The sequence below is a fragment of the Phocaeicola barnesiae DSM 18169 = JCM 13652 genome, from assembly GCF_000374585.1.
GTDB lineage: Bacteria > Bacteroidota > Bacteroidia > Bacteroidales > Bacteroidaceae > Phocaeicola > Phocaeicola barnesiae.
Window position 1 is genome coordinate 112,762 of the sequence record NZ_KB894645.1, and the last position, 23,891, is coordinate 136,652.

Consider the following 23,891-nt stretch of genomic DNA (forward strand, 5'->3'; position numbering starts at 1 on the left):
ACGTCTTTTCACGGTTTAACAAAGTTTTTACACATCTTCTTGACAGATAACGGATAAAAAACGTCTTCACAGAAAACTTTTATCTCATTTCCACCCCGTTACTAGAAGAAATTACCTATCTTTGCGCGTATTTTTGAAGAAAACAATATTAAAACACTTTTTATGATCAATCCAATTGTTAAGACGATCGAGTTGGGCGATGGAAGAACCATCACACTCGAAACGGGAAAGCTAGCAAAACAGGCAGATGGTGCTGTAATGCTACGCATGGGTAACACCATGTTGCTGGCTACTGTTTGTGCAGCAAAAGATGCAGTTCCCGGTACTGATTTCATGCCTCTGCAGGTAGAATACAAAGAAAAATATTCAGCATTCGGACGTTTTCCGGGTGGCTTTACCAAACGTGAAGGAAAAGCATCCGATTACGAAATCCTGACTTGCCGTCTGGTAGACCGTGCGCTCCGCCCGCTGTTCCCGGACAATTTCCATGCAGAAGTTTACGTAAACATTATACTTTTCTCAGCAGACGGCGTAGATATGCCTGATGCGTTGGCCGGTCTGGCAGCTTCAGCAGCTTTGGCTGTATCCGATATACCGTTCGGAGGTCCGATTTCAGAAGTACGTGTGGCACGTATCGACGGACAGTTCGTGATTAACCCGACATTCGAAGCATTGAAACGTGCTGATATGGACCTGATGGTAGCCGCTACCTACGAAAACATCATGATGGTGGAAGGCGAAATGGACGAAGTAAGCGAACAGGATTTGCTGGCAGCCATGAAATGTGCTCACGAAGCCATCAAGGTTCACTGCAAGGCTCAGATGGAACTGATGGAAGAAGTCGGTTCTACCCAGAAACGCGAATATTGCCACGAAGAAAACGATGAAGACCTGCGTAAGGCAGTTCATGATGCCTGCTACGATAAGGCATACGCCATCGCTCAGTCCGGCAACAAGAACAAGCACGAACGCGAAGCTGCTTTCACAGCCATCTGCGACGAGTTCAAGGCTCAGTTCACGGAAGAAGAGCTGGAAGAAAAAGCCGGTATGATAGACCGTTATTACCACGACGTTGAAAAAGAAGCCATGCGTCGTTGCATCCTGGACGAAGGAAAACGTCTGGACGGCCGTGCTACTACCGACATCCGCCCTATCTGGTGCGAAGTAAGCCCGCTGCCTGGTCCTCACGGATCATCCATCTTCACCCGTGGTGAAACCCAGTCATTGAGTACCGTTACATTGGGTACCAAACTGGACGAAAAGATTGTAGATGATGTACTCGACCAGCACAAGGAACGCTTCCTGCTGCATTACAACTTCCCTCCGTTCTCTACAGGTGAAGCCAAAGCACAGCGTGGTGTAGGCCGTCGTGAAATCGGTCACGGCCACTTGGCATGGCGTGCGTTGAAAGGACAGATTCCGGCAGACTATCCGTATTGTGTACGTGTAGTATCTGATATCCTGGAATCAAACGGTTCTTCTTCAATGGCAACAGTATGTGCCGGAACACTGGCTCTGATGGATGCCGGTGTACCTATCAAGAAACCGGTATCTGGTATTGCAATGGGATTGATCAAAAATGCCGGTGAAGATAAATATGCCGTATTGTCTGATATCCTGGGTGATGAAGACCACCTGGGAGATATGGACTTCAAAGTAACAGGTACACGCGACGGTATCACAGCTACACAGATGGATATCAAGTGCGACGGTCTGACTTATGACATTCTGGAAAAAGCTTTGCTCCAGGCTAAACAAGGCCGTGAATACATCTTGGGTAAATTGACCGACTGCATCGCAGAACCGCGTGCCGAACTGAAACCGCACGCTCCGCGTATTGAAACCATGACGATTCCGAAAGAATTCATCGGCGCTGTCATCGGCCCGGGCGGAAAGATTATCCAGGGTATGCAGGAAGAAACCGGTGCTACCATCACCATCGAAGAAATCGACGGTGTAGGACGTATCGAAATTGCCGGAACCAACAAGAAATGCATTGACGATGCCATGAGAATGATTAAAGGTATTGTTGCCGTTCCTGAAGTAGGCGAAGTCTACATGGGTAAGGTACGTTCCATCATGCCTTATGGTGCATTCGTTGAGTTCCTGCCTGGCAAGGACGGTCTGCTTCACATCTCTGAAATTGACTGGAAACGTCTGGAGACCATCGAAGAAGCCGGCTTGAATGAAGGTGACGAAATCGAAGTGAAACTGATGGACATCGATCCGAAGACCGGTAAGTTCAAACTGTCTCACAAGGTTCTTCTTCCGAAACCGGAAGGAAACAACGGTGAAAACCACCCGAAACGTGACCGTAAGCCACACGCAAACAAAGAACAGAAATAATCGTTCTTACCCATAGGTAACTGCGAAACAGAAATAAGCCTCCTGCTCTTTCACAAAAGGACAGGAGGCTTTTTATATTCCCTCGCCCCGGGAACTGCCCGGACTTCCTAGCTGTCCAATTTAATCTGACACCCGGCATCGCCTCCCCGTATCGGTCGGACAACTGTTCTCAGCCGCTACTCCATCAAAGAAAATCCGAGAACTTTTTCTCCCGAAAAATCGAAAGAGCTTACATTTTTCTGAAAAAGATAAAATCTCTTATAAAAATTAACACTTCCATGTAGCCTCATCTACGTTAATTCCCTATCTTTGGAATACTATAACTTTTAAACAAGAGATATTATGAATGCAAATCCAGTTTTCAGTTTGCACATCCCTACAAGAATTCTGTTCGGATGTGGTGAGATTAAAAAGTTAGCGACCGAAAAGCTACCTGGTAAAAAGGCTATGATTGTTATCTCAAGTGGAACTTCCATGAGAAAATATGGATACCTGGATAAAGTGACCAGTCTGTTGACCGAAAATGATGTAGATTCCATCGTATACGACCAGATACTTCCGAACCCGACCAAACGCCATGTGATGGAAGCTGCAGCTATCTGCCGTGAACGCGGTTGCGATTTCATCATCGGATTAGGCGGAGGCAGCAGCATTGATTCTGCGAAAGCAATTGCCGTGATGGCGTGCAACACCGGCGACTATTGGGATTATATCCCAGCCGGTAGCGGTAAAGGACGTGCCGTAACCAAAGCGTTACCGATTGTTGCCATTCCGACAACCGCCGGTACCGGTACAGAAGCCGACCCGTGGACGGTCATCACCAACGAAGATGTACACGAGAAAATCGGATTCGGCAACCAGCATACTTTCCCGACCCTGTCTATCATCGACCCGGAACTGATGGTTTCCATTCCTCCTCACTTGACAGCCTACCAAGGATTTGACGCATTCTTCCATGCAGCCGAAGGTTTCATTGCCAACTGCGCCACTCCTATCAGTGACTTATATGCACTCGAAGCCATCCGTCTGCTCTATAAATACCTGCCGGTAGCCGTAAAAGACGGCAAGAACCTGAAAGCACGTGCCAAAGTAGCGTGGGCCAGCACATTGGCCGGACTGGTAGAATCTACTTCCAGCTGTACTTCCGAACACTCCATGGAGCATGCCATGAGCGCCTTCCATCCGGAACTTCCGCACGGAGCCGGTCTGATAGCCATCAGCGAAGTTTATTTCGAAACCTTCCGGAACGACTGCATGAAACGCTACATGAAGATGGCCGAAGCCATGACACAACAAAAGAGTAACCGTCCGAGCGATTTCATCGACGCCTTGGTACGTATGCAGAAAGCCTGCGACGTATACGGACTCCAGCTCAGCCAGTTCGGCGTGAAAGAAAAAGACCTGCCTCAGATGGTACAGAATGCACGCGAAACCATGGGTGCGCTCTTTACACTCGACCCACGTCCGCTCACGGATGCCGAAGTATTGGAAATCTACCAGAAGTCATTCAAATAACAGATACTTCTTACACAAGAAAGCCCCTGCTGCGATGGACGGAACCTTGCAGCAGGGGCTTTCCTTATTCTGATTCATGTTCCTTACGGAAGCGGCTTCGACAATTCCTCCAACGATTTTCCCTCATAGTCACAAATCCTTTCCTTGAAATCCTTTGGAAGGTCTACCGGTTCTTTGGTCATGATATCATAACCCACCATCACGGTACGGCACTGACACTTCACCACCCCACTGGCTTTGTTTACCGCCTGCTGAAACAAGGTAAAACTTTTATGGCCCAAATGTGTAACTGTCGTCTTGATTACCAACTCATCCGAAAAGAATACCGGAGCCAGAAAATCGGCATTGATATTCGCAATCACAATGCCCATCTTGTTCCACTCCTCATTACCAAACACATCGCGCATATACGATGTCTTAGCCAGGTCATACAACGAAAAGTATGACGAGTTGTTCATGTGACCGTACAAATCAACATCGTTGAAGCGAATCTGTACGGGCAACTCATGTCTTGTTTTTAATTCATCTGCCATAGCTTATCTCATTAGTTAAAACTCAAATATAATTCTTTTTGAACAAAATAACTAAAAAAATGGTGGAATATTTCTTACATTTGCCGCGGATAAATGACAAACCCCTAAAAAATCAGATAGAATGGAAAATAAATTCAGCAAAGAGACACTCTGCGTCCAGGCAGGATGGACTCCTAAAAAGGGTGAACCACGTGTGTTGCCCATCTATCAAAGTACCACTTTCAAATACGATACCAGCGAACAGATGGCCCGCCTGTTCGACCTGGAAGACAGCGGTTACTTCTATACCCGTCTACAAAACCCTACAAACGATGCCGTCGCTTCGAAAATCGCGGCACTGGAAGGTGGTGTAGGTGCCATGCTGACCTCTTCGGGCCAGGCTGCCAACTTCTACGCCGTATTCAATATCTGCGAAGCCGGTGACCATTTCGTCTGCTCATCCACCATTTACGGAGGAACATTCAACCTGTTTGCCGTAACCATGAAGAAACTGGGTATCGAATGTACCTTCGTCGACGCCGATGCTCCGGAAGAAGAAATCGAAAAGGCCTTCCGTCCGAATACCAAGTGTCTGTTCGGTGAAACAATCTCCAATCCAAGCATCAATGTACTGGATATCGAGAAGTTCGCACGCATCGCTCACAAGCACGGTGTACCTTTGATTGTAGACAATACCTTCGCTACACCGATTAACTGTCGCCCGTTTGAATGGGGAGCTGATATCGTTACTCATTCTACTACCAAATACATGGACGGACACGCCACTTGCGTAGGAGGTGCCATCGTAGACAGCGGAAACTTTGACTGGGATGCCCATGCCGACAAGTTCCCGGGCCTGACCCAGCCGGACGAATCATACCACGGTCTGACTTATACGAAAGCGTTCGGTAAAATGGCTTACATGACGAAGGCAACCGCTCAGCTGATGCGTGACTTGGGTTCCATCCAGTCGCCCGAGAATGCATTCCTGTTGAACCTGGGTCTGGAAACCCTTCACCTACGTATGCCTCGCCACTGCGAGAATGCCCAGAAAGTAGCCGAATGGCTGGAAGCCAATCCAAAAGTGAAATGGGTAAATTACTGCGGCCTGAAAAGCAGCAAATATTACGAACTGGCTCAGAAATACATGCCGAACGGTTCCTGCGGTGTCATTGCCTTCGGCCTGAACGGAACACGTGAGGAAGCTATCAAGTTTATGGACCACCTGAAACTGGCCTGCATCGTTACCCACGTAGCCGATGCCCGTACTTGTGTCCTGCATCCGGCCAGCCATACTCACCGCCAGCTGACGGACGAACAGCTGCTGGAAGCCGGTGTAGCCCCGGATTTGATTCGCCTGTCTGTAGGTATCGAGAATGTAAACGATATCATTGCCGACCTAGACCAAGCTATGCAGCAAATCTAAAAGAAACTGTACAAACAACCAATAAAAAAAGCTGTTTCACGCTATTGTGGAACAGCTTTTTTTATTTTCCAATATACCTTCTTTAATGCAGATTTCATTCCAGCCCCTTTTTTCTACAAGTCAGTAAATATAACCGTTACTTGAGTAAATGGATTCTTCCTGCTTCTTGTTTACACACTACATTTGTACATTATTCAACAAAATTCTATCAATAAAACAGAATATGAAGTACTCGATTTTATGTTGTATCGGAATATTGGGATTAACAGCATGTACTCCCACTACACCGTCCCATGTACAGGTTCCAGAAATCAGAGTTATCACACCTGAAACTTCCGGACACGATTTCAGAAGAAACTATACGTTCATATCAAATCCTTTTCGGGTTACTGAACTGTCTTTCCGGGTAGGAGGTCCCATACGTACTTTCAGTATTCAAAACGGACAGTTCTTCCGTAAAGGAGAATTGATTGCAGCCTTAGATGACAGAGACTTCCGGATAAAAGAACAACGGACCGGAGCCATTTATCGACAAGCAAAAGCTGATTTCCAACGCATCGCCAATCTGTATGAAGAAGATAACATATCCGGCATGAATTATGAAAAAGCCAAAGCAGACCATGAGAAAGCCAAGGCTGATTATGAAACAGCCGTTAATGAATTGAACGATACCCGTCTGTATGCTCCTTTTGACGGGTATGTACAACAGACATATACTGAACGCTATCAGGATATACAACCGACCACACCGATTGTAAGATTCATCGATTTGTCCCGAATCAAGGTAGAAGCATATATTCCGGAAGAAGTAGCACTAAAATATCGGACTGGTAAAGGACCGTCTTGTACGATTACATTCAACGCTCTACCCAATCAAAAATATCATCCAACAGATACATACCTCACCCAAAGTGTAACCGACAACAACATATCCTATCTCTTCACTGCCATTTTGGACAATCACGACAATACTTTATTCGGGGGAATGTCTGGTACATTGGAACTTAGTTATCAAGAAACTTCAATCCATTCCTCCCAAAGTCTTCTTATTCCACAATCAGCAATCTGTCACGATGAGACAGCCGGTACTTTCGTCTGGCGGATAAACCGACAGAACCACATAAATAAAGTCCCTGTCAAGATCGGCAAGGTACAAAAGAACGATAAGATAGAAATTCTATCCGGGATTGCACCTAATGACAAGATAGCCGTAACTGGACTTTCTGCATTGGCAGAGAATGATACGATAACAATTCAAGATTAAACCCATGAAGACATTTCCGTCCAGAATGGGAAGTGACCGTACTTCCCGGTACTATTGAAGATTCGGTAAAATGGTTTGCAGAAAACCCTCATCCGGATGTTCTGTTCCTGGATATACAACTGAACGACGGCAACTCCTTCCTGTTCATTGAACAGGCTAACCCACAGAGTATGATTGTCTTTACAACTGCTTACGATGAATATGCTGTTCAAGCCTTTACGGTAAACAGCGTAGATTATCTGCTCAAACCGATTCACAAAGACCGACTGGTCAATGCCATCCGGAAATGCGAACGATTGCTGTCTCTGCATGAAAACAGCCTCAGCAAGTTGTTGGATTTGGAACAACTACTGAGAACCATTGCAGAGAAGAAAGAGAAACAGTTCCGTACTCGTTTTCTCATATCCGTTCCCAAACATTTCTACACGATACAGGTAACAGAGATCGCTTATTTCTATTCAGAAGATAAGGTAACTTTTGCCGTAACCCGAGACGGGAAAAGTCACATCATAGATTTCCCGCTGAATAAACTGGAAGAGCAATTGGACGGCAAACAATTCCATCGGGTAAACCGTCAGTTCATTCTTTCCGTAGATTCCATTCTGGACATCCAACCTTATTTCAATGGAAAAGCCATCATCAAAGTACGTCCATCTTATGATGGAGTCATCCAAATAAGCCGCGAAAAAGTCCCTGCTCTCAAATTATGGCTGGACGAACCGTATATATAGCCCGTTTAAAACAAACGCACGTTTCATCCAAAACGAACGCACGTTTTGCATCAAACGAACGCACGAACGATGTAAAACGTCCGTTCGTTTTCAGAACCAGGAATGCTAAAAAGAGTTATGTCCCTGTCTAAAAGAACTCCAAACAGCCAATGATGCTGGTTTTCTGCGTATATTTGCGCTTCAAACCTCCAAAAATACACGACCATGAATCCATCCGACCGTTACACCCGGCTGCTTGCCGAGGCAGAACAACGACTGAGACACATCAAACAACGTATCTGGCGCGTCAGCATGCTACGCGTCCTGCTTTTCATGGCAGGAATAACCGCCCTCATTTACTTTTTCCATGCGGCAGGCTGGGTACTGACCCTATCCCTCTGCTGTACCTTCATCCCGTTCTTCGCACTAGTCAAACTGCATAACCGGTTGTTCCAGGAAAAGACATGGACGGAAACCGAAATACGCATTTATCAGGAAGAGCTGAAAGCCCTGCAAGGAGATTACAGCGCGTTCGACGGAGGGAAAAACTACATCGAACCTTCACACGAATATTCGTATGACCTGGACCTGTTCGGCGACCGCTCACTGTTCCAGGCCGTGAACCGCACCTGTACCTGCTTCGGGAAAAAGCGTCTGGCCACCTGGTTCCAACAGCACCTGACAGACAAAAAAGCCATTGAAAGCCGTCAACAGAGCGTAACCGACCTCAGTAAACGGCCGGAGTTCCGGGAACGTTTCCGGACAACCGGACTGGTATACCAGGGAAATGAAAAGGATGATGAGATTCTCCGCCAATGGTGTGACGCACCCATCAGCTACCTGCACCGCACATGGGTGAAGATGGCCATTTGGGGAATACCTTCGCTGAATGCGCTGACGCTGCTGGGCGGTCTGACAGGGCTCTGCTCGTTCCAATGGTTCGGACTGACATTCATGGCTTGCGTCATCATCAGCTTCGGATTCATTAAGCGGGCTACCCAGATACAGGAGACTTACGGCAATCAACTGAAAACCCTGAAAGGTTATGCCCGTCTGCTGGCACAGGCTGAGGCCGAAGCTTGGGAAGCCCCCGACCTACATGCACTGACCCGTAGTCTCTACATCAACGGAAAAGCACCGACCGATGCCCTGGAGGAACTGTCGAAAGAACTGGACCGGCTGGATTTGCGGAACAACCAGTTCCTGTACGTCATTCTGGAAGGACTCCTGTTCTTCCAGCTGCAGGAGATTGTCCGGATAGAACGGTGGAAAGACCGGTACGGAAGCTACATCATGGGATGGATGGAAGCCATCGGAACTTACGACGCACTCTGTTCATTGGGAACCTTCGCCTACAATCATCCGAAGTATACCTACCCCGGGATTACCGGTACACCTTTCTGCTTTGAAGCCCGGCGCATGGGACATCCGCTGATGCCCGAGACACAATGTGTCAAGAACGATGCACACATCCCGGCCCGCCCGTTCTTTCTGATTATCACAGGAGCCAACATGGCAGGCAAAAGTACATACCTGCGTACCATCGGCGTAAACTACCTGCTGGCCTGTATCGGCGCACCGGTCTGCTGCGACTCACTGACCCTCTATCCCAGCCAACTGATAACCAGCCTGCGTACTTCCGACTCACTTTCTGACAACGAATCCTATTTCTTTGCCGAACTGAAACGGCTGAAACACATCATCGACCTGCTGAACGAAGGAAAAGAACTTTTCATCATCCTGGACGAGATTCTGAAAGGTACCAACTCCATGGACAAGCAGAAAGGCTCGTTCGACCTCATCCGGCAATTCATGCAACTGAAGGCCAACGGTATCATTGCCACCCATGATTTGCTGCTGGGAAAACTCATCGAACAATTCCCTGACGAAATACGCAACTACTGCTTTGAGGCCGACATCACTGACAACGAACTGACCTTCTCCTACCGTCTGCGCGAAGGAGTCGCCCAAAACATGAACGCCTGTTTCCTGATGAAAAAGATGGGCATTGTATTACAGGATGAATAAACAGCACGTAAAAAAGGCCATCACGGAATTTCCGCGATGGCCTTCTATACGAAATCCGATAGTAGTCTAAGCTATCAGTCTTCTACCGGCTGGAAATCTTCTTTTCCTACACCACAAACCGGGCAAACCCAATCTTCCGGAATGTCTTCGAATGCAGTTCCAGGAGCGATACCACCCTCAGGATCACCTACTTCCGGATCGTAAACCCAATCGCAAACTGTGCAAATGTACTTTTTCATACCTCTTTTTTACTTTAGTTAGTAATTAATAGTTGCTAATACAAGAACAAATATAAAGAGAATTTGTTCAGATCATTTATTCCAATAACATTTTTTTCAATTCTGCCATACCTTCGGAAGCTCCTTTCTGGATGACATGTACACTCCGTCCGGAGGGAAGGGGTACTTCTTTCGGGTCAATCAGGTACACAGGAACGTTACGGGGAACATAGTTCAACAGTCCTGCGGCCGGATAGACATTCAGAGAAGTGCCGATAATCACAAAGATATCCGCCTGCTCGGCATAATCGATGGCAGTCTCTATCATTGGGACCGCTTCGCCGAACCAGACGATGAACGGACGCAACTGAGAACCGTCGCCTGCCTTATCGCCTATCTTTACCTCAAACTCTTCCGGCTTCAGCTCACGGATATACTTCGGGTTGTTGGGCTGCCAGCTGGATGTGACCTTGGTCAGTTCACCGTGCAAGTGGATAACATGCGTACTTCCTGCCCGTTCGTGCAGATTATCTATATTCTGTGTAATGACAGTCACCTTGAAATTCTTTTCCAGTTCGGCCAACAGTTCATGGCCTCTGTTCGGCTGCACTTCCAACAGCTGTTTCCGCCGTTCATTGTAGAAATCAATCACCAGTTTCGGATTGGCGGCATACCCTTCCGGGGTAGCCACCTGCTCTACCGGATAACGGTCCCACAGACCACCGGAGTCACGGAATGTACTGATTCCGCTCTCCGCACTCATTCCGGCACCTGTCAGAACAACTAGATTCTTCATTTTCACTTCCTCCTGATTAGTTAATCTGCACAAAAATAAGAATTTTTATCAGTGAAAGCACCGCTCTTTGCTAGAAAAAAGATACCTTTGCCCCTCGATTTAAACAATCTATCTTAAATACAGAATTTTTATGGACAAATTCAGTTACGCCATTGGTCTGGGAATAGGCCAGAATCTGCTGAGCATGGGAGCTCGCAACATCGAAGTGGACGACTTTGCACAAGCTATCAAAGACGTATTAAGCGGAAACCAGACAGCTATCAGCCACACGGAAGCCCGTGAAATCGTAAACAAATATTTCACCGAACTGGAAGAAAAGCTGAACGCTGAAAACATAGAGAAGGGAAAGAACTTCCTGGAAGAAAACAAGAAGAACCCGAACATCGTAACACTGCCGAGCGGCCTCCAGTATGAAGTCATCAAGGAAGGTAACGGCAAAAAGCCGAAAGCAACAGACCGCGTACGTTGCCACTACGAGGGTACACTGATAGACGGAACCTTGTTCGACAGTTCCATCAAACGTGGTGAGCCTGCCGTATTCGGTGTCAACCAGGTTATCAAAGGATGGGTGGAAGCACTTCAGCTCATGTCTGAAGGCGCCAAATGGAAACTTTACATTCCTTCAGAACTGGCATACGGAGCTCAGGGCGCCGGCGAAATGATTCCGCCTCACAGTACACTGATTTTCGAAGTAGAACTGATTGAAGTATTATAATCTAACATAAAACCATAGCAAATGAAAAAGAGTACAGGATTGATGATGGCTCTTGCTGCAGCAGCAAGCATGGCATCATGTACAGCTCAGGGCCCGAAGGCCAACATGAAAAACGAAGTGGATACACTTTCTTATATGATGGGCGTTTCTAACTCTCAGGGTCTGAAAGAATATGCGACAGGCCGTCTGGGTGTAGACACAGCTTACATGGCTGACTTCATCCGCGGTATCGAACAGGGTACCAAAGAAGTAGATGCCAAACAGAAGGCTTACCTGGCCGGCATGCAGATCGGACAGCAGATCAGCGGCGAAATGTTCGAAGCTATCAACAACCAGCTGTTCAGAGGCGATTCTACACAGACATTGAGCAAGGAAAACTTCCTGGCAGGTTTCATCTCTGCTGTCAGCCAGAAGAGCATGGTATCTGCTGATTCAGCCCAGATGTACGTACGCGAAAGAGCTGAAGCCATCCAGGCTAAAGCACTCGAAGCACAGTATGCCGACTATATCAAAGAAAACAAAGCATTCCTGGAAGCCAACAAGACGAAGGAAGGTGTACAGACTACTCCTAGCGGTCTGCAGTACAAAGTCATCACAAAAGGTACCGGCGAAATCCCTACCAAGACATCTCGCGTTAAGGTAAACTACAAAGGTACTATGATTGACGGAACTCAGTTTGACAGCTCTTACGACCGCAAGGAACCGACAACATTCCGTGCAGACCAGGTTATCCCGGGTTGGACAGAAGCCTTGACCATGATGCCTGTAGGTTCTAAATGGGAACTGTACATTCCGGCAGAATTGGCTTACGGAAGCAAACAGGCCGGTCAGATCAAACCGTTCTCTACCCTGATTTTCGAAGTAGAGCTTCTCAGCATCGAGAAAGAAGCTGACAAGAAATAATCCGGATACAACTTTTATCTCTGATAATTAACTGAAAGAGGCTGCCCCAAACCTGGAGCAGCCTCTCTTCTTTTTATTATCAATGATAAAAAAGTTGCTTATCACGAAGCCTTCTTGTTCTTCACATCCCGATGGGCCTCTACGACATTCACCACATAGTCACCCAGTTTCTCACATTCTCCAATCAAGTCCATGTAACGAACACCCATCTGATAATCGTATGCCTTGTTGTTGACATCGACAATATTCTGGTTCTTCAGCTGATTCCGGTAATTGTTGATTTCAGTTTCAATGTTGAAGGACTTGTTGATATCCACCTGGTGATGTGTATCCTCAACCAGCTCAATCATCTGCGACAGCGCATTGTCTGTCAGGCGGAACATCTGATGGATATGTTCATATTGGTTTTCGGTGAAGTCGATACCTCCCGAGCGTTTGTGGTTGATGGTACGGGCCAGATTATAGCAGCTGTCGCCGATACTCTCTATCTCAGTCACTTCACGAAGCATCTCCTGAATCTGCAGCTTACTTTCAGAACTCAGGCGTCCTTCCGATACCTTATTCAAGTAATTGGCTATCTCTATCTCCATGTTGTCACTGATATTTTCATACTTCTCTATCCTGCTGAACAGCTTGTTGAAGTCGTTCTCATTCTCGGTATGCAGCAAATCCCTTACCATCCGGAACATACGCTGGATACGTTCGGCAAAAAGATTGATTTCCTTTCTGGCCTGCAGGATAGAAAGTTCAGCTGTAGACAACAGACCTCCATTGATGAACTGCAACCGGTATTCTTCCTCCTGTTCCTTCTGCGGAATAATCTTGCATACGGTCTTTTCGATGAGATGGACAAACCAGATAAGAATCAGAACATTGCATACATTGAAGCAAGTATGGAAAGCCGACAGCTTGAACGAAACCGCAACTCCTTCGGCTTCGCTGACGTGCATCACGTCTGAGATAATCCAATCTACAACACCCAGGAAAGGCTTGAACAGCAACAAGACCCACACAACTCCGAATACATTGAACATCAAATGGGCCATCGCTGCCCGGCGTGCCTGCGTATTCGCAGTGAGGGCCGCCAGATTGGCTGTAATGGTCGTACCGATATTCTCGCCCAGAACCAATGCAGCGCCCAATTCAAAACTAATCCAACCATTGGCACACATAATCAACGTAATAGCCATCGTAGCGGCCGAAGCCTGTACAATCATGGTCAGCACCGTACCGATCAAGACAAACAGCAAGACTGAAAGAAAACCCATATCCGTATAATTCTGTACGAATGCCAGCATATCCGGATTTTCACTCAGGTCGGGAGCGTTTACTTTCAGCAGATTCAACCCCATGAACAGGAAAGCAAAACCGAAGATGAATTCACCGACCGACTTACGAGTACTCTTGGCAGAAAAGAGCAACGGGATTCCAATGGCGAGCAACGGAAGAGAGAATGCAGAGACATCCACCTTAAAGCCGAGGGCAGAAATAATCCAGGCCGTCACGGTGGTACCGATATTGGCTCCCATAATTACTCCGATAGACTGCGCCAAATCCAACAACCCGGCATTCACGAAACTGACCACCATGACAGTGGTTGCCGAAGAAGACTGAATCAAGGCAGTAATCAGCATACCGGTAAGGACTCCGGTGACTCGGTTGGTAGTCATAGCGGTTAGAATACTACGCAGCCTGTCGCCTGCAAACTTTTGCAATCCTTCACTCATGATTTTCATACCGTAAAGGAAAAGCGCCAGTGAACCCAGCAGCTTTAAAAAATCATAAAAAGAATACTCCATCTTCAATAAATTAGGTTGGAAATAGGCAGTTCACTGTTTAATCAGTAAATTAACTGCCAAATAATTCTTTCAGTAATAACTATTACGTTTATGCTACAAATATATTGCAAAAATAAAAATTTATCAAAAGAATTTGAAGAAGGAACTTCACTTTTTGAAATTTACCAGGGTTTTGACCTGAATATGCCGTATGGGCCGGTAAGCGCCCGAGTAAACAACAAGGTAGAGGACTTGAACTTTAAAGTCTATTACAACAAGGACGTGGAATTCCTTGACATCACAAGCGCTTCGGGCATGCGTACGTATGTGCGCTCACTCTGCTTCATCCTGACCAAAGCCGTTTCCGAACTCTATCCGAACGGAAATATCCTGCTGGAACATCCGGTATCGAAAGGGTATTTCTGCAAACTCTGCATTGACCGGACAATCGGGCTGGACGATGTCATCCGCATCAAACAGCGGATGCAGGAAATCATCAAAGCCGACCTGCCGTTCATCCGTCACGAGAAACACACCGACGAGATTATCCGCCTGTTCAAGGAAAGAGGAATGGACGACAAGGTCAAGCTGCTGGAAACCTCGGGGCAACTGTATTCCTGCTACCAACAGTTGGGCGATACCATCGACAGCTATTACGGCAGTCTGGTACCCAGTACCGGATACATCCGCCTGTTCGACATCGTGAAATATTATGACGGGCTTCTGTTGCGCATCCCGAACCGGAAGAATCCTGACAAGCTGGAAGAGGTCGTCAAACAGGAAAAGATGCTGGATGTGTTCCAGGAATACCATCGTTGGAACGAAATTCTGGGTATCAGCACGGTAGGAGATTTGAACCAAGCCTGTAACCGAGGTATGGCAACCGACCTCATCAATGTTTCGGAAGCCCTGCAGGAAAAGAAGATTGTCCGCATTGCCGATGAAATCACCAACCGCAATGAAAACGGGCAACGGGTAAAGCTGGTTTTAATTTCAGGTCCGTCTTCATCCGGGAAAACGACATTCAGCAAACGGTTGAGTATCCAGCTCATGACAAACGGACTCCGTCCTTATCCCATCTCACTGGACGATTATTTCGTCAACCGCGAAGATACCCCGTTGGACGAGAATGGACAGCATGACTTCGAATCGCTCTATGCCCTCGACCTGCCGTTCTTCGAAGCCCAACTGAAAGCATTGCTGGCCGGAGAAGAAGTGGAACTCCCCCGTTTCAACTTCAACATCGGGAAACGGGAACCCAGTGGGAAGAAACTACGCATTGATGACAACATGATTCTGATACTGGAAGGTATACATGCCCTGAATCCGGCACTGACACCGAATATACCTGCCGCCAACAAATATAAGATTTATGTTTCGGCCCTGACAACCATCCTGCTGGACAACCATAATTACATACCTACTACCGATAACCGTCTGCTCCGCCGCATCATCCGCGACTACAAATACCGCAGCCATTCGGCCGAAGCGACCATCAACCGGTGGCCCAGCGTACGGGCTGGAGAAGAAAAATGGATATTCCCTTATCAGGAATATGCCGATGCCATGTTCAACTCCGCTCTGATTTTCGAACTGGCTGTCCTGAAGGACCATGTAGAACCCGTATTACGGAAAGTACCGAACAACAGCCCGGCCTACTCGGAAGCCCACCGGCTGCTCCGGTTCCTGTCTCATTTCGTTCCGGTACAGGACGAGGAACTGCCTCCTACTTCCTTGTTACGTGAATTCTTAGGAGGAAGCAGTTTCGTCTATTAATGAAATAATTTAACGGATAAAACAAAAGGATATATACAAAATAGCTATTTTTGCAACTGATTTTATAGATATACCTATCATTTATGGCACAAAACTCACGTCAGGTACAAACTCAGGCCCAGCAACAGGTCCAGACACTGTCACCGCAACAGATTCTGGTAGTCAAGCTGTTGGAATTACCTACCATCGAACTGGAAGAACGTATCCATGCGGAATTGCTGGACAATCCCGCCCTGGAAGAAGGCAAAGAACCTTCGGATGAACCGGACGTAGATGCCGAAGCGTATAATACCAATGAAGACGGAGAACCGGATACCACCTCTGCCGAAGAACTCTCCCTGGGTGATTACCTCACAGAAGATGATATTCCGGACTATAAGCTGCAGGAGAACAACCGTTCACGCGAAGAGACACCCGAAGAAATCCCGTTTTCGGACAATGTGTCCTTTTATGAAACCTTGAAAGAACAGTTGGACATGCAGGAACTGACCTCCGAAGAGAAACAATTGGGAGAATACCTGATAGGCTCATTGGACGATGACGGTTTGCTCCGCAAAGGCCTCGATGCCATTGCCGACGAACTGGCCATCTATCAAGGAATCTATACCACCCAGGAGCAGCTGGAACACATATTGTCCATCATCCAGGATTTCGACCCTGCAGGTATCGGTGCCCGTAGCCTGCAGGAATGCCTGTTGCTGCAGATTCAACGGAAAGAAGATTCCCCACTCAAACAAATCGAGTACGACATCATCAGCAAATGCTGCGACGAGTTCACGAAAAAGAACAAGGAAAAAATTCTGCAGAAACTGGGAATCACCGAACAGCAATATAACGAAGCGGCTGCCGAACTGACCAAGCTGAACCCGCGGCCCGGAAGTTCGCTCGGAGAAGCCATCGGAAAGAATCTCCAGCATATCACACCCGATTTTCTGGTAGAAACGGAAGACGACGGGACAATCCAGCTCAGCCTCAACAACCGGAATGTCCCCGAACTCCGACTGAGCCGGGAATTTACCGAACTGCTGGACGAGCATACCCGCAACAAAGCCAACCAAAGCAAAGAATCGAAGGATGCCCTGATGTTCCTGAAACAAAAGGTAGATGCGGCACAAGGATTCATCAACGCAGTCAAGCAACGGCAGCAAACCTTGCTCAGCACCATGCAGGCCATCATCGACCTGCAACGTCCTTTCTTTCTGGAAGGCGATGAATCGCTCTTACGCCCCATGATTCTGAAGGATGTAGCCGAACGGGCCAAACTGGATATCTCTACCGTTTCGCGTGTGAGCAACAGCAAGTATGTACAGACCAATTACGGAATCTATTCACTGAAGTTCTTCTTCAGCGACGGTTATACCACCGAGAACGGTGAAGAATTGTCCATCCGCGAAATCAAGCGTATCCTACAGGAATGCATCGACAAGGAGGACAAAGAAAAGCCGTACACCGACGATGAGCTGGCCGACATACTGAAGGCCAAAGGATATCCTATCGCCCGACGTACCGTAGCCAAATACCGCCAACAACTCAACATACCGGTAGCCCGGTTAAGAAGATAATATGACAGGAGATACAAACATTCCGGACCAGCTGACTTTCCACGAACGGAAACAAAGCCTTGAAGACACTCCCAAAGATGCACTCTATCTGGGAGCACAAATCATATCGGCCATATTCACACCGTTCATGGTACCTTTCGTCGCTTTTTTTCTGTTGATGTTCTTCACTTACCTCCGCATCATGCCGCTGGGATATAAGGTAACGGTATTGGCGCTGGTATATTGTTTCACCATCCTGATGCCGATGCTGGGAATCTATCTGTTCCAGAAAATCAACGGCTGGGGAATCCGTGAACTGGGAGAACGTGAAAAACGGTTCATCCCTTACGGACTGACCATTCTGAGCTACATGGCCTGTCTGATTACCATGTACCGTATCCACATGCCCCGCTACCTGGCAGGCATCATCCTGGCAGTACTCATCTGTATGGTCATCTGCACATTCATCAACCTGAAATGGAAAATCAGCACCCACATGGCCAGTAGCGGCCTGATGGTAGGAGGATTGCTGTCCTACAGTTTCATTTTCCAGTTCAACCCTGTGTGGTGGCTCTGCTTTTTCATCCTATTGTCCGGATGCCTGGGCTCGGCCCGCATCATTGTCCGGCAACACACCCTGAATGAAGTATTCGGCGGCTTTTTGGTCGGTTTATTTTGCGGTGTCACCGGAATTTTGTTTATTTGAAGAAGATAACCTTAAAAATAAAAAACATGATGAATTTCCCGACTAACGTAAAGTATACCAGCGAACACGAATGGATTCGGCTGGAAGGTGAAGAAGCTTTTGTAGGTATTACCGATTATGCACAGGAACAGCTGGGCGACATCGTTTTCGTAGATGTCCCTACTGAAGGAGAGACACTTGAAAAAGGCGAGACATTCGGTTCTATCGAAGTGGTAAAAACAGTTTCTGATTTGTTCCTCCCCATCGGTGGCGAAATACTGGAAGTCAATCCGGAACTGGAAGAACATCCGGAACTGGTAAACCAGGACCCGTACGGCAAAGGTTGGATTATCCGTATCAAACCGACAGATACCGCCGAAATGGACGAGCTGATGGATGCCGACGCCTACAGACAGACCATCAACGAATAAAGACCAATTACTAAAAAAGACAAAATACATGAAACCAGTTGTAAGTATCATTATGGGCAGTACTTCCGACCTTCCAGTGATGGAGAAGGCAGCCAAACTGCTCGACGAAATGCAGGTTCCGTTCGAAATGAATGCACTTTCGGCTCACCGTACTCCTGCCGAAGTGGAAAAATTCGCCAAAGAAGCTGCCGGACGTGGAATCAAGGTCATCATTGCGGCAGCCGGTATGGCCGCTGCTCTTCCGGGAGTGATTGCAGCCAATACCACATTGCCGGTCATTGGCGTTCCGGTGAAAGGCTCGGTCTTGGATGGCGTAGACGCTCTGTATTCCATCATCCAGATGCCTCCCGGTATTCCGGTAGCTACCGTAGCCATCAACGGTGCCATGAATGCCGCCATCCTGGCTGTACAGATGTTGGCATTGTCAGACACAGCCTTGGCACAGAAATTCGCTGACTACAAAGAAAGTCTGAAAAACAAGATTGTGAAAGCAAACGAAGAACTGAAAGAAGTCAAATTCGCTTATAAGACAAATTAATGGATTACTTCAATTATTCCCGCCGTCAGGCGAATGAGGTATTTGTAGGCGCCACTCCTATGGGTGGCGCTTATCCTATCCGGATTCAAAGTATGACCAACACGGTGACCATGGACACCGAAGCCTGCATCGAACAGGCCAAACGTATTATTGATGCCGGAGGAGAATACGTACGGCTTACGACCCAAGGGGTACGCGAAGCCGAAAATCTGAAGAACATCAACATCGGACTGCGGTCACAAGGATATCAGACTCCATTGGTAGCCGATGTACACTTCAACCCGAACGTAGCCGATGTAGCCGCCTTGTATGCCGAGAAGGTCCGTATCAATCCGGGGAATTATGTCGATGCCGCCCGTACGTTCAAGAAACTGGAATACACGGACGAAGAGTATGCGCAGGAAATTGAAAAGATTCGGAAACGTTTCATTCCGTTCCTGAATATCTGTAAGGAGAATCATACCGCTATCCGCATCGGTGTAAACCACGGTTCCTTGTCCGACCGCATCATGTCACGTTACGGCGATACTCCGGAAGGCATCGTGGAATCCTGCATGGAATTCCTGCGCATCTGTGTGGCCGAGAACTTCCGGAACGTAGTCATCTCCATCAAAGCTTCCAATACGGTAGTCATGGTTAAGAGTGTTCGCCTGCTGGTAGAACAGATGGATAAGGAAGGCATGAGCTTCCCTCTGCACCTGGGCGTAACAGAAGCCGGCGATGGCGAAGACGGACGTATCAAGTCGGCCTTAGGTATCGGAGCGTTATTGGCCGATGGATTGGGTGATACCATCCGGGTTTCCTTGAGCGAAGCTCCTGAAGCAGAAATCCCGGTTGCCCGCAAACTTGTGGACTATATTGTCCAGCGGGAAAACCATCCGTATATTCCCGGAGCTGAAGCGCCGGAATTCAACTATACCAACCCATCCCGCCGTGTGACACAGGCAGTCGGCAATATCGGAGGCGATAACCTGCCGGTAGTTATCTCAGCCCGTCTGGACGGTAACCTGGAAGTCAGCGAACAGTTCAAGCCCGATTACATCTACTGTGGACAGAAACTTCCGGAAAACCGACGGGAAGATATCGGCTACATCCTCGACGCCAACTGTTGGGACGGTACTCCGGGAACTTACCCGGCATTCAACTTCCAGCAGATGATGGAACTACACCTTTGTTCCGCTCCGATGAAATTCCTGTTCATGACTTACATGGGTCTGAACGAGGAAGCACAGGCCTGCCTGAAACTGCATCCGGAAGTGGTGCTCATTGCTCAAAGCAATCACCCGAACCGTCTGGGTGAGTTCAGAGGTATCGCCCATCAGCTGATGACACAAGGTCTCCGGAATCCGCTTGTATTTTTCCAGTTCTATCAGGAAAAACAAGCTGAGGACCTTCAGATTAAATCGGCTGCCGACATGGGAGCCCTGATTTTCGACGGTTTCTGCGACGGTATCCTCTTGTTCAACCACGGTAATGCCATTCCCGAACAGAAAGTTGACGAAACAGCATTCGGTATCCTGCAGGCCGGACGTATCCGTACCTCGAAGACCGAATACATCTCCTGTCCGGGCTGTGGACGTACACTGTACAACCTGGAATCTACCATCGCCCGCATCAAAGCTGCGACTGCTCACCTGAAAGGACTGAAAATCGGTATCATGGGATGTATCGTGAATGGTCCCGGCGAAATGGCTGATGCTGACTACGGTTACGTAGGCGCCGGTCGAAGTAAAATCAGCCTGTACAAGAAAAAGGAATGCATCGAAAAAAACATCCCGGAAGAACAGGCTGTAGAAAAACTGATTGAGCTGATTAAAGCCAACGGTGATTATCACGAACAAGAAGTATAATACTACACCATCCGACAAATAAAGGAGACCCTAAGGGCCTCCTTTATTTATTTTTTATTGTATGTATCTCTCAACGCTTCGTTTCCGACGAAACTGCTGCGGCGGCTACCTCATCGGTAGTCTTTGCCTCAGGAGCAGAAAGAATCTGATGGTAACGAACCGAATCCTTCAGGATTTCGATAGCCTTCTCCAAATCTTCATCCTCTTTCAACCGTTCCATCGCTCTACCCCGCTGATAGAAATAACGGGTTGCGATTTCTTCTGCCAGATACGATTTAATCTGCTTGGAAAAATAATCCAAATCCCTATCCAGGTTATGACTCAACTTCTTTTCCAGAGCCTTGAACTCTTCGGACGCTCCCTCCATATAACCTTCGAATTCGGCAATTTCTTTCAGAGTCTTCAGCATCTTCTCACTCTGACGGTCGTATGTGAAATTCCGCGATTTCACCAGCTTCTTGAAAGCTTCGTAATCGGCGTCCGTAATCTTCAATTCTTCAATAGAGGACAATGTAGGGTGCTCCAGACAGTACTGTGTAGCATAATCGAAAATCAAGTCATCGTTCATCAGGTAGAAGACGATATTCGGAATCTTGTCTCCTTTCACTTCAATGTCCGGACGGATTCCTCCACCATCACGTACCTCACGCCCTGCTGCCGTATGGAAAACAGTCGTCAGGCTGTCTGGGATACGGGCCACTGAACCGTCGGCATTCTTCTTGGCATAATCGATGGCCTGGATACAACGACCACTCGGAATGTAATACTTCGAAGTGGTGACTTTCAACGTCGCGTTATAAGGCAACGGACGGATGGTCTGTACCAACCCTTTTCCGAAGGTGCGCGAACCGATGATGACTGCCCTGTCCAAGTCCTGCAAGGAACCGCTGACAATCTCTGAAGCCGAGGCCGAAGAGCCGTTTACCAGTACGACCAACGGAATCCGTTCGTCCAACGGTTCGTTCTGTGTCTTATAGGAGTTTTGGGCTTGTTTCAATTTACCTTTGGTTACCAGAATCTCCTGATTCTTCGGAACAAAATAGTTTACGATATCAATGGCTTCGGTCAACGAACCACCTCCGTTATCCCGTAAATCCACAATCAGCGATTTAGCCCCCTGCTGTTTCAGGCTGATAAGCGCTTTCTTGAAATCTTTGGCACAATTCTCCGTAAAACCGGTCAATGTAAGATAACCGATACTGTCACGTACCATACCGAAATAAGGAATCGGATTCGTACGGATGCTCTTACGGGTCACCTTAAACTCCATAACCGTACTGTCATTCTTCAGCGGACGGAGTACCTTCAACACAAACGAAGTTCCCGGTTCCCCACGCAAGGCTTCACTTACTTTCGAAGAAAAATCCTGAGGTTTCATATCACCGCGTACCATCTCCTTCCCTCCTACAGACAGAATGATGTCGCCGGCCTTTACACCGGCTTCGGCTGCCGGCATCCCTTCAGTCGGTTCAATAATGGCTACACGGTCCTTTGCCTCGTAATAACGGATAGCCGCACCGATACCTCCATATTTACCCGTCGTCATTTCCTTCAGAGTGCTTTCTTCCTCCTCCGGGTAATACTCCGTATACGGATCGGTAGACGACAGCATACCGTCTACACTCGACTGAATCACCTTTTCTACATCGAGGGAATCTACATAAAACATATCCAATTCCTTGAAAATAGAATTTAATAAATCCAGGTTCTTGGATATCTGGAAATTACGGTCATCGTCCGTGAAACCGGACAATCCCAGCCCCATCAACAGGACGAATGTCCCCACCAATGATTTCTTTACATTCATATACGTTCTCGTCTTTCTGTTTCCTTTTATATTATGAAGTTACAAAGAAACATATTATTCCGGTTATGCATGCAGAATTGCGTCAATATTTAACTTAATTTCGTCCCACCTTTGAGGAGAAAGTGTTGTTCCAACCACCTGAATGACATGACCGGCCAAAATTGAACTGATTTGAGCACATTTTTCCAATGAATAGCCGCACATCAGTCCATACATGAATCCGGCAGCATAATAGTCGCCAGCACCAGTTGTATCTACTACTTTCTTGACTGCCAACGGTTCTACCTGAATGCGTTCAGTACCTTTCTTTATAAGCGACCCTTTCTTACCGGTTTTAACTACCGCAATGCTGCATTTCGAAGCTATCTCATCCAAAGCCTCATGTGTTTCCTTTCCGGTATAGGCAAAAGCTTCGCTTTCGTTAGCAAAAACGATATCCACGTAACGGGTTATTAACAGGTCAAAGAAATCGCGTTCTGCTTCTACGATATTGTAGCTGGCCATATCCAGACAAATCTGTAACCCCATTTCCTTGGCCAACTGCATAGCTCGTATCACCAGTTCATGGTCCTGCAACAAATAACCCTCTATATACAAATACGTATATCCTTTGAAATGCTCCCGGCTCAAGTCTGTCGATTTCAAGGTTCCGGATGCTCCCAGGTATGTAGCAAAAGTTCTCTCGCCATCGGGAGAAATCAGAATTGAAGAAAAACCGGACGGTAAATCAGAAGTCAGCAGATGCGTGTCTACTCCGTTCTTCTGTAATGCCTGCTGATAAAAAATACCGGTTTCATCCTTCCCGATTTTCCCTAAATATCCCACCTCTCCACCAAGGTTAGCCAACGCACAAGCTGTATTGGCCGCCGAACCTCCAGCTGAACGGTGCTTCTGCATCAAAGCAAATCTCTCACGGACAGTTTCCAGCTTTTCATCATCTATCAACTGCATGCTTCCCTTCGGGAATTCCAGTTCATCCAATAGCACATCATCATCCATCAGGGCCAAAATATCCGTCAATGCATTGCCCATTCCAATTATTTTATCCATTC

The 23,891-nt window shown here is 47.3% G+C and carries 20 protein-coding genes; 14 read left to right on the forward strand and 6 right to left on the reverse strand.

Translation table 11 applies throughout. The features are described from left to right. Nucleotides 1–162 precede the first annotated feature (162 nt). Nucleotides 163–2,346 carry a polyribonucleotide nucleotidyltransferase gene (gene pnp, locus C510_RS0104400; protein ID WP_018710123.1) on the forward strand — a complete coding sequence of 728 codons (2,184 nt, stop codon included), beginning with the start codon at nt 163–165 and terminating at the stop codon, nt 2,344–2,346. A gap of 342 nt (nt 2,347–2,688) precedes the next feature. After that, nucleotides 2,689–3,861 carry an iron-containing alcohol dehydrogenase gene (locus tag C510_RS0104405; protein WP_025892233.1) on the forward strand — a complete coding sequence of 391 codons (1,173 nt, stop codon included), beginning with the start codon at nt 2,689–2,691 and terminating at the stop codon, nt 3,859–3,861. 83 nt (nt 3,862–3,944) lie between these two features. Here C510_RS0104405 and C510_RS0104410 read toward each other — a convergent pair whose 3' ends face one another. Continuing rightward, nucleotides 3,945–4,394 (reverse strand): acyl-CoA thioesterase, encoded by a 450-nt coding sequence (locus tag C510_RS0104410; protein WP_022339236.1) that lies wholly within the window; start codon nt 4,392–4,394, stop codon nt 3,945–3,947. A 121-nt stretch (nt 4,395–4,515) separates the two neighbouring features. Here C510_RS0104410 and C510_RS0104415 point away from each other — a divergent pair, with 121 nt between their 5' ends. The 4 genes from C510_RS0104415 (at nt 4,516) to C510_RS0104430 (ending at nt 9,801) form a co-directional block, all read left to right on the forward strand. Further along, a complete protein-coding gene (locus C510_RS0104415) occupies nt 4,516–5,799 on the forward strand; it encodes an O-acetylhomoserine aminocarboxypropyltransferase/cysteine synthase family protein (protein ID WP_018710126.1) in 1,284 nt (427 codons plus the stop codon). A gap of 223 nt (nt 5,800–6,022) precedes the next feature. Then, on the forward strand, nt 6,023–7,063 hold the full coding sequence (locus C510_RS0104420) for an efflux RND transporter periplasmic adaptor subunit (protein WP_018710127.1): 1,041 nt from the start codon (nt 6,023–6,025) through the stop codon (nt 7,061–7,063). Between the two features lie 32 nt (nt 7,064–7,095). Then, a complete protein-coding gene (locus tag C510_RS16110) occupies nt 7,096–7,794 on the forward strand; it encodes a LytR/AlgR family response regulator transcription factor (RefSeq protein WP_018710128.1) in 699 nt (232 codons plus the stop codon). Nucleotides 7,795–7,998: 204 nt separating this feature from the next. Then, complete coding sequence (locus tag C510_RS0104430; protein WP_018710129.1) at nt 7,999–9,801, forward strand: MutS family DNA mismatch repair protein; 1,803 nt, start codon at nt 7,999–8,001, stop codon at nt 9,799–9,801. Between the two features lie 74 nt (nt 9,802–9,875). Here the strand turns inward: C510_RS0104430 and rd are convergent, their stop codons facing one another. Together rd and C510_RS0104440 are read right to left on the reverse strand one after the other, a co-directional pair. Next, on the reverse strand, nt 9,876–10,040 hold the full coding sequence (gene rd / locus C510_RS0104435) for a rubredoxin (RefSeq protein ID WP_008142835.1): 165 nt from the start codon (nt 10,038–10,040) through the stop codon (nt 9,876–9,878). Between the two features lie 76 nt (nt 10,041–10,116). Next, nucleotides 10,117–10,815, reverse strand: coding sequence for an SIR2 family NAD-dependent protein deacylase (locus C510_RS0104440; RefSeq protein WP_018710130.1), 699 nt, complete (start codon nt 10,813–10,815; stop codon nt 10,117–10,119). A 130-nt stretch (nt 10,816–10,945) separates the two neighbouring features. Here C510_RS0104440 and bamJ (C510_RS0104445) point away from each other — a divergent pair, with 130 nt between their 5' ends. Both bamJ (C510_RS0104445) and bamJ (C510_RS0104450) read left to right on the forward strand, forming a co-directional pair. Beyond that, complete coding sequence (bamJ, locus tag C510_RS0104445) at nt 10,946–11,530, forward strand: BamJ family beta-barrel-assembly machinery protein (RefSeq protein WP_018710131.1); 585 nt, start codon at nt 10,946–10,948, stop codon at nt 11,528–11,530. A gap of 21 nt (nt 11,531–11,551) precedes the next feature. Next, nucleotides 11,552–12,433, forward strand: coding sequence for a BamJ family beta-barrel-assembly machinery protein (bamJ, locus tag C510_RS0104450; protein ID WP_025892232.1), 882 nt, complete (start codon nt 11,552–11,554; stop codon nt 12,431–12,433). A gap of 101 nt (nt 12,434–12,534) precedes the next feature. Here bamJ (C510_RS0104450) and C510_RS0104455 read toward each other — a convergent pair whose 3' ends face one another. Beyond that, complete coding sequence (locus tag C510_RS0104455; protein ID WP_018710133.1) at nt 12,535–14,232, reverse strand: Na/Pi cotransporter family protein; 1,698 nt, start codon at nt 14,230–14,232, stop codon at nt 12,535–12,537. Nucleotides 14,233–14,313: 81 nt separating this feature from the next. Here C510_RS0104455 and C510_RS0104460 point away from each other — a divergent pair, with 81 nt between their 5' ends. The 6 genes from C510_RS0104460 (at nt 14,314) to C510_RS0104485 (ending at nt 21,032) form a co-directional block, all read left to right on the forward strand. After that, nucleotides 14,314–15,987 (forward strand): nucleoside kinase, encoded by a 1,674-nt coding sequence (locus C510_RS0104460; RefSeq protein WP_185095062.1) that lies wholly within the window; start codon nt 14,314–14,316, stop codon nt 15,985–15,987. A gap of 83 nt (nt 15,988–16,070) precedes the next feature. After that, nucleotides 16,071–17,549: an RNA polymerase factor sigma-54 gene (gene rpoN, locus C510_RS0104465; protein WP_018710135.1), complete on the forward strand. Its 1,479-nt coding sequence runs from the start codon at nt 16,071–16,073 to the stop codon at nt 17,547–17,549. Nucleotide 17,550: 1 nt separating this feature from the next. Next, nucleotides 17,551–18,234 carry a membrane protein gene (locus C510_RS0104470; RefSeq protein WP_018710136.1) on the forward strand — a complete coding sequence of 228 codons (684 nt, stop codon included), beginning with the start codon at nt 17,551–17,553 and terminating at the stop codon, nt 18,232–18,234. Between the two features lie 29 nt (nt 18,235–18,263). Further along, nucleotides 18,264–18,644 carry a glycine cleavage system protein GcvH gene (gene gcvH, locus C510_RS0104475; protein WP_025892231.1) on the forward strand — a complete coding sequence of 127 codons (381 nt, stop codon included), beginning with the start codon at nt 18,264–18,266 and terminating at the stop codon, nt 18,642–18,644. Nucleotides 18,645–18,672: 28 nt separating this feature from the next. Next, entirely contained in the window at nt 18,673–19,182 is a 510-nt protein-coding gene (gene purE / locus C510_RS0104480) for a 5-(carboxyamino)imidazole ribonucleotide mutase (RefSeq protein ID WP_022339243.1), read from the forward strand. Next, nucleotides 19,182–21,032: a 4-hydroxy-3-methylbut-2-en-1-yl diphosphate synthase gene (locus tag C510_RS0104485; protein WP_018710139.1), complete on the forward strand. Its 1,851-nt coding sequence runs from the start codon at nt 19,182–19,184 to the stop codon at nt 21,030–21,032. Before purE ends, C510_RS0104485 begins: the two co-directional genes overlap by 1 nt. 70 nt (nt 21,033–21,102) lie before the next feature. On the opposite strand, the gene C510_RS0104490 is transcribed toward C510_RS0104485, so the two are convergent. Together C510_RS0104490 and C510_RS0104495 are read right to left on the reverse strand one after the other, a co-directional pair. Further along, nucleotides 21,103–22,839 carry a S41 family peptidase gene (locus C510_RS0104490; RefSeq protein WP_018710140.1) on the reverse strand — a complete coding sequence of 579 codons (1,737 nt, stop codon included), beginning with the start codon at nt 22,837–22,839 and terminating at the stop codon, nt 21,103–21,105. A 63-nt stretch (nt 22,840–22,902) separates the two neighbouring features. After that, nucleotides 22,903–23,889: an adenosine kinase gene (locus tag C510_RS0104495; protein ID WP_025892230.1), complete on the reverse strand. Its 987-nt coding sequence runs from the start codon at nt 23,887–23,889 to the stop codon at nt 22,903–22,905. Between the last annotated feature and the right edge of the window lie 2 nt (nt 23,890–23,891).

Coding starts and splice junctions, on each gene's coding strand:
- pnp (WP_018710123.1), top strand. CDS start 163: ATGATCAATCCAATTGTTAAGACGATCGAGTTGGGCGATGGAAGAACC.
- C510_RS0104405 (WP_025892233.1), top strand. CDS start 2,689: ATGAATGCAAATCCAGTTTTCAGTTTGCACATCCCTACAAGAATTCTG.
- C510_RS0104410 (WP_022339236.1), bottom strand. CDS start 4,394: ATGGCAGATGAATTAAAAACAAGACATGAGTTGCCCGTACAGATTCGC.
- C510_RS0104415 (WP_018710126.1), top strand. CDS start 4,516: ATGGAAAATAAATTCAGCAAAGAGACACTCTGCGTCCAGGCAGGATGG.
- C510_RS0104420 (WP_018710127.1), top strand. CDS start 6,023: ATGAAGTACTCGATTTTATGTTGTATCGGAATATTGGGATTAACAGCA.
- C510_RS0104430 (WP_018710129.1), top strand. CDS start 7,999: ATGAATCCATCCGACCGTTACACCCGGCTGCTTGCCGAGGCAGAACAA.
- rd (WP_008142835.1), bottom strand. CDS start 10,040: ATGAAAAAGTACATTTGCACAGTTTGCGATTGGGTTTACGATCCGGAA.
- C510_RS0104440 (WP_018710130.1), bottom strand. CDS start 10,815: ATGAAGAATCTAGTTGTTCTGACAGGTGCCGGAATGAGTGCGGAGAGC.
- bamJ (WP_018710131.1), top strand. CDS start 10,946: ATGGACAAATTCAGTTACGCCATTGGTCTGGGAATAGGCCAGAATCTG.
- bamJ (WP_025892232.1), top strand. CDS start 11,552: ATGAAAAAGAGTACAGGATTGATGATGGCTCTTGCTGCAGCAGCAAGC.
- C510_RS0104455 (WP_018710133.1), bottom strand. CDS start 14,232: ATGGAGTATTCTTTTTATGATTTTTTAAAGCTGCTGGGTTCACTGGCG.
- rpoN (WP_018710135.1), top strand. CDS start 16,071: ATGGCACAAAACTCACGTCAGGTACAAACTCAGGCCCAGCAACAGGTC.
- C510_RS0104470 (WP_018710136.1), top strand. CDS start 17,551: ATGACAGGAGATACAAACATTCCGGACCAGCTGACTTTCCACGAACGG.
- gcvH (WP_025892231.1), top strand. CDS start 18,264: ATGAATTTCCCGACTAACGTAAAGTATACCAGCGAACACGAATGGATT.
- purE (WP_022339243.1), top strand. CDS start 18,673: ATGAAACCAGTTGTAAGTATCATTATGGGCAGTACTTCCGACCTTCCA.
- C510_RS0104485 (WP_018710139.1), top strand. CDS start 19,182: ATGGATTACTTCAATTATTCCCGCCGTCAGGCGAATGAGGTATTTGTA.
- C510_RS0104490 (WP_018710140.1), bottom strand. CDS start 22,839: ATGAATGTAAAGAAATCATTGGTGGGGACATTCGTCCTGTTGATGGGG.
- C510_RS0104495 (WP_025892230.1), bottom strand. CDS start 23,889: ATGGATAAAATAATTGGAATGGGCAATGCATTGACGGATATTTTGGCC.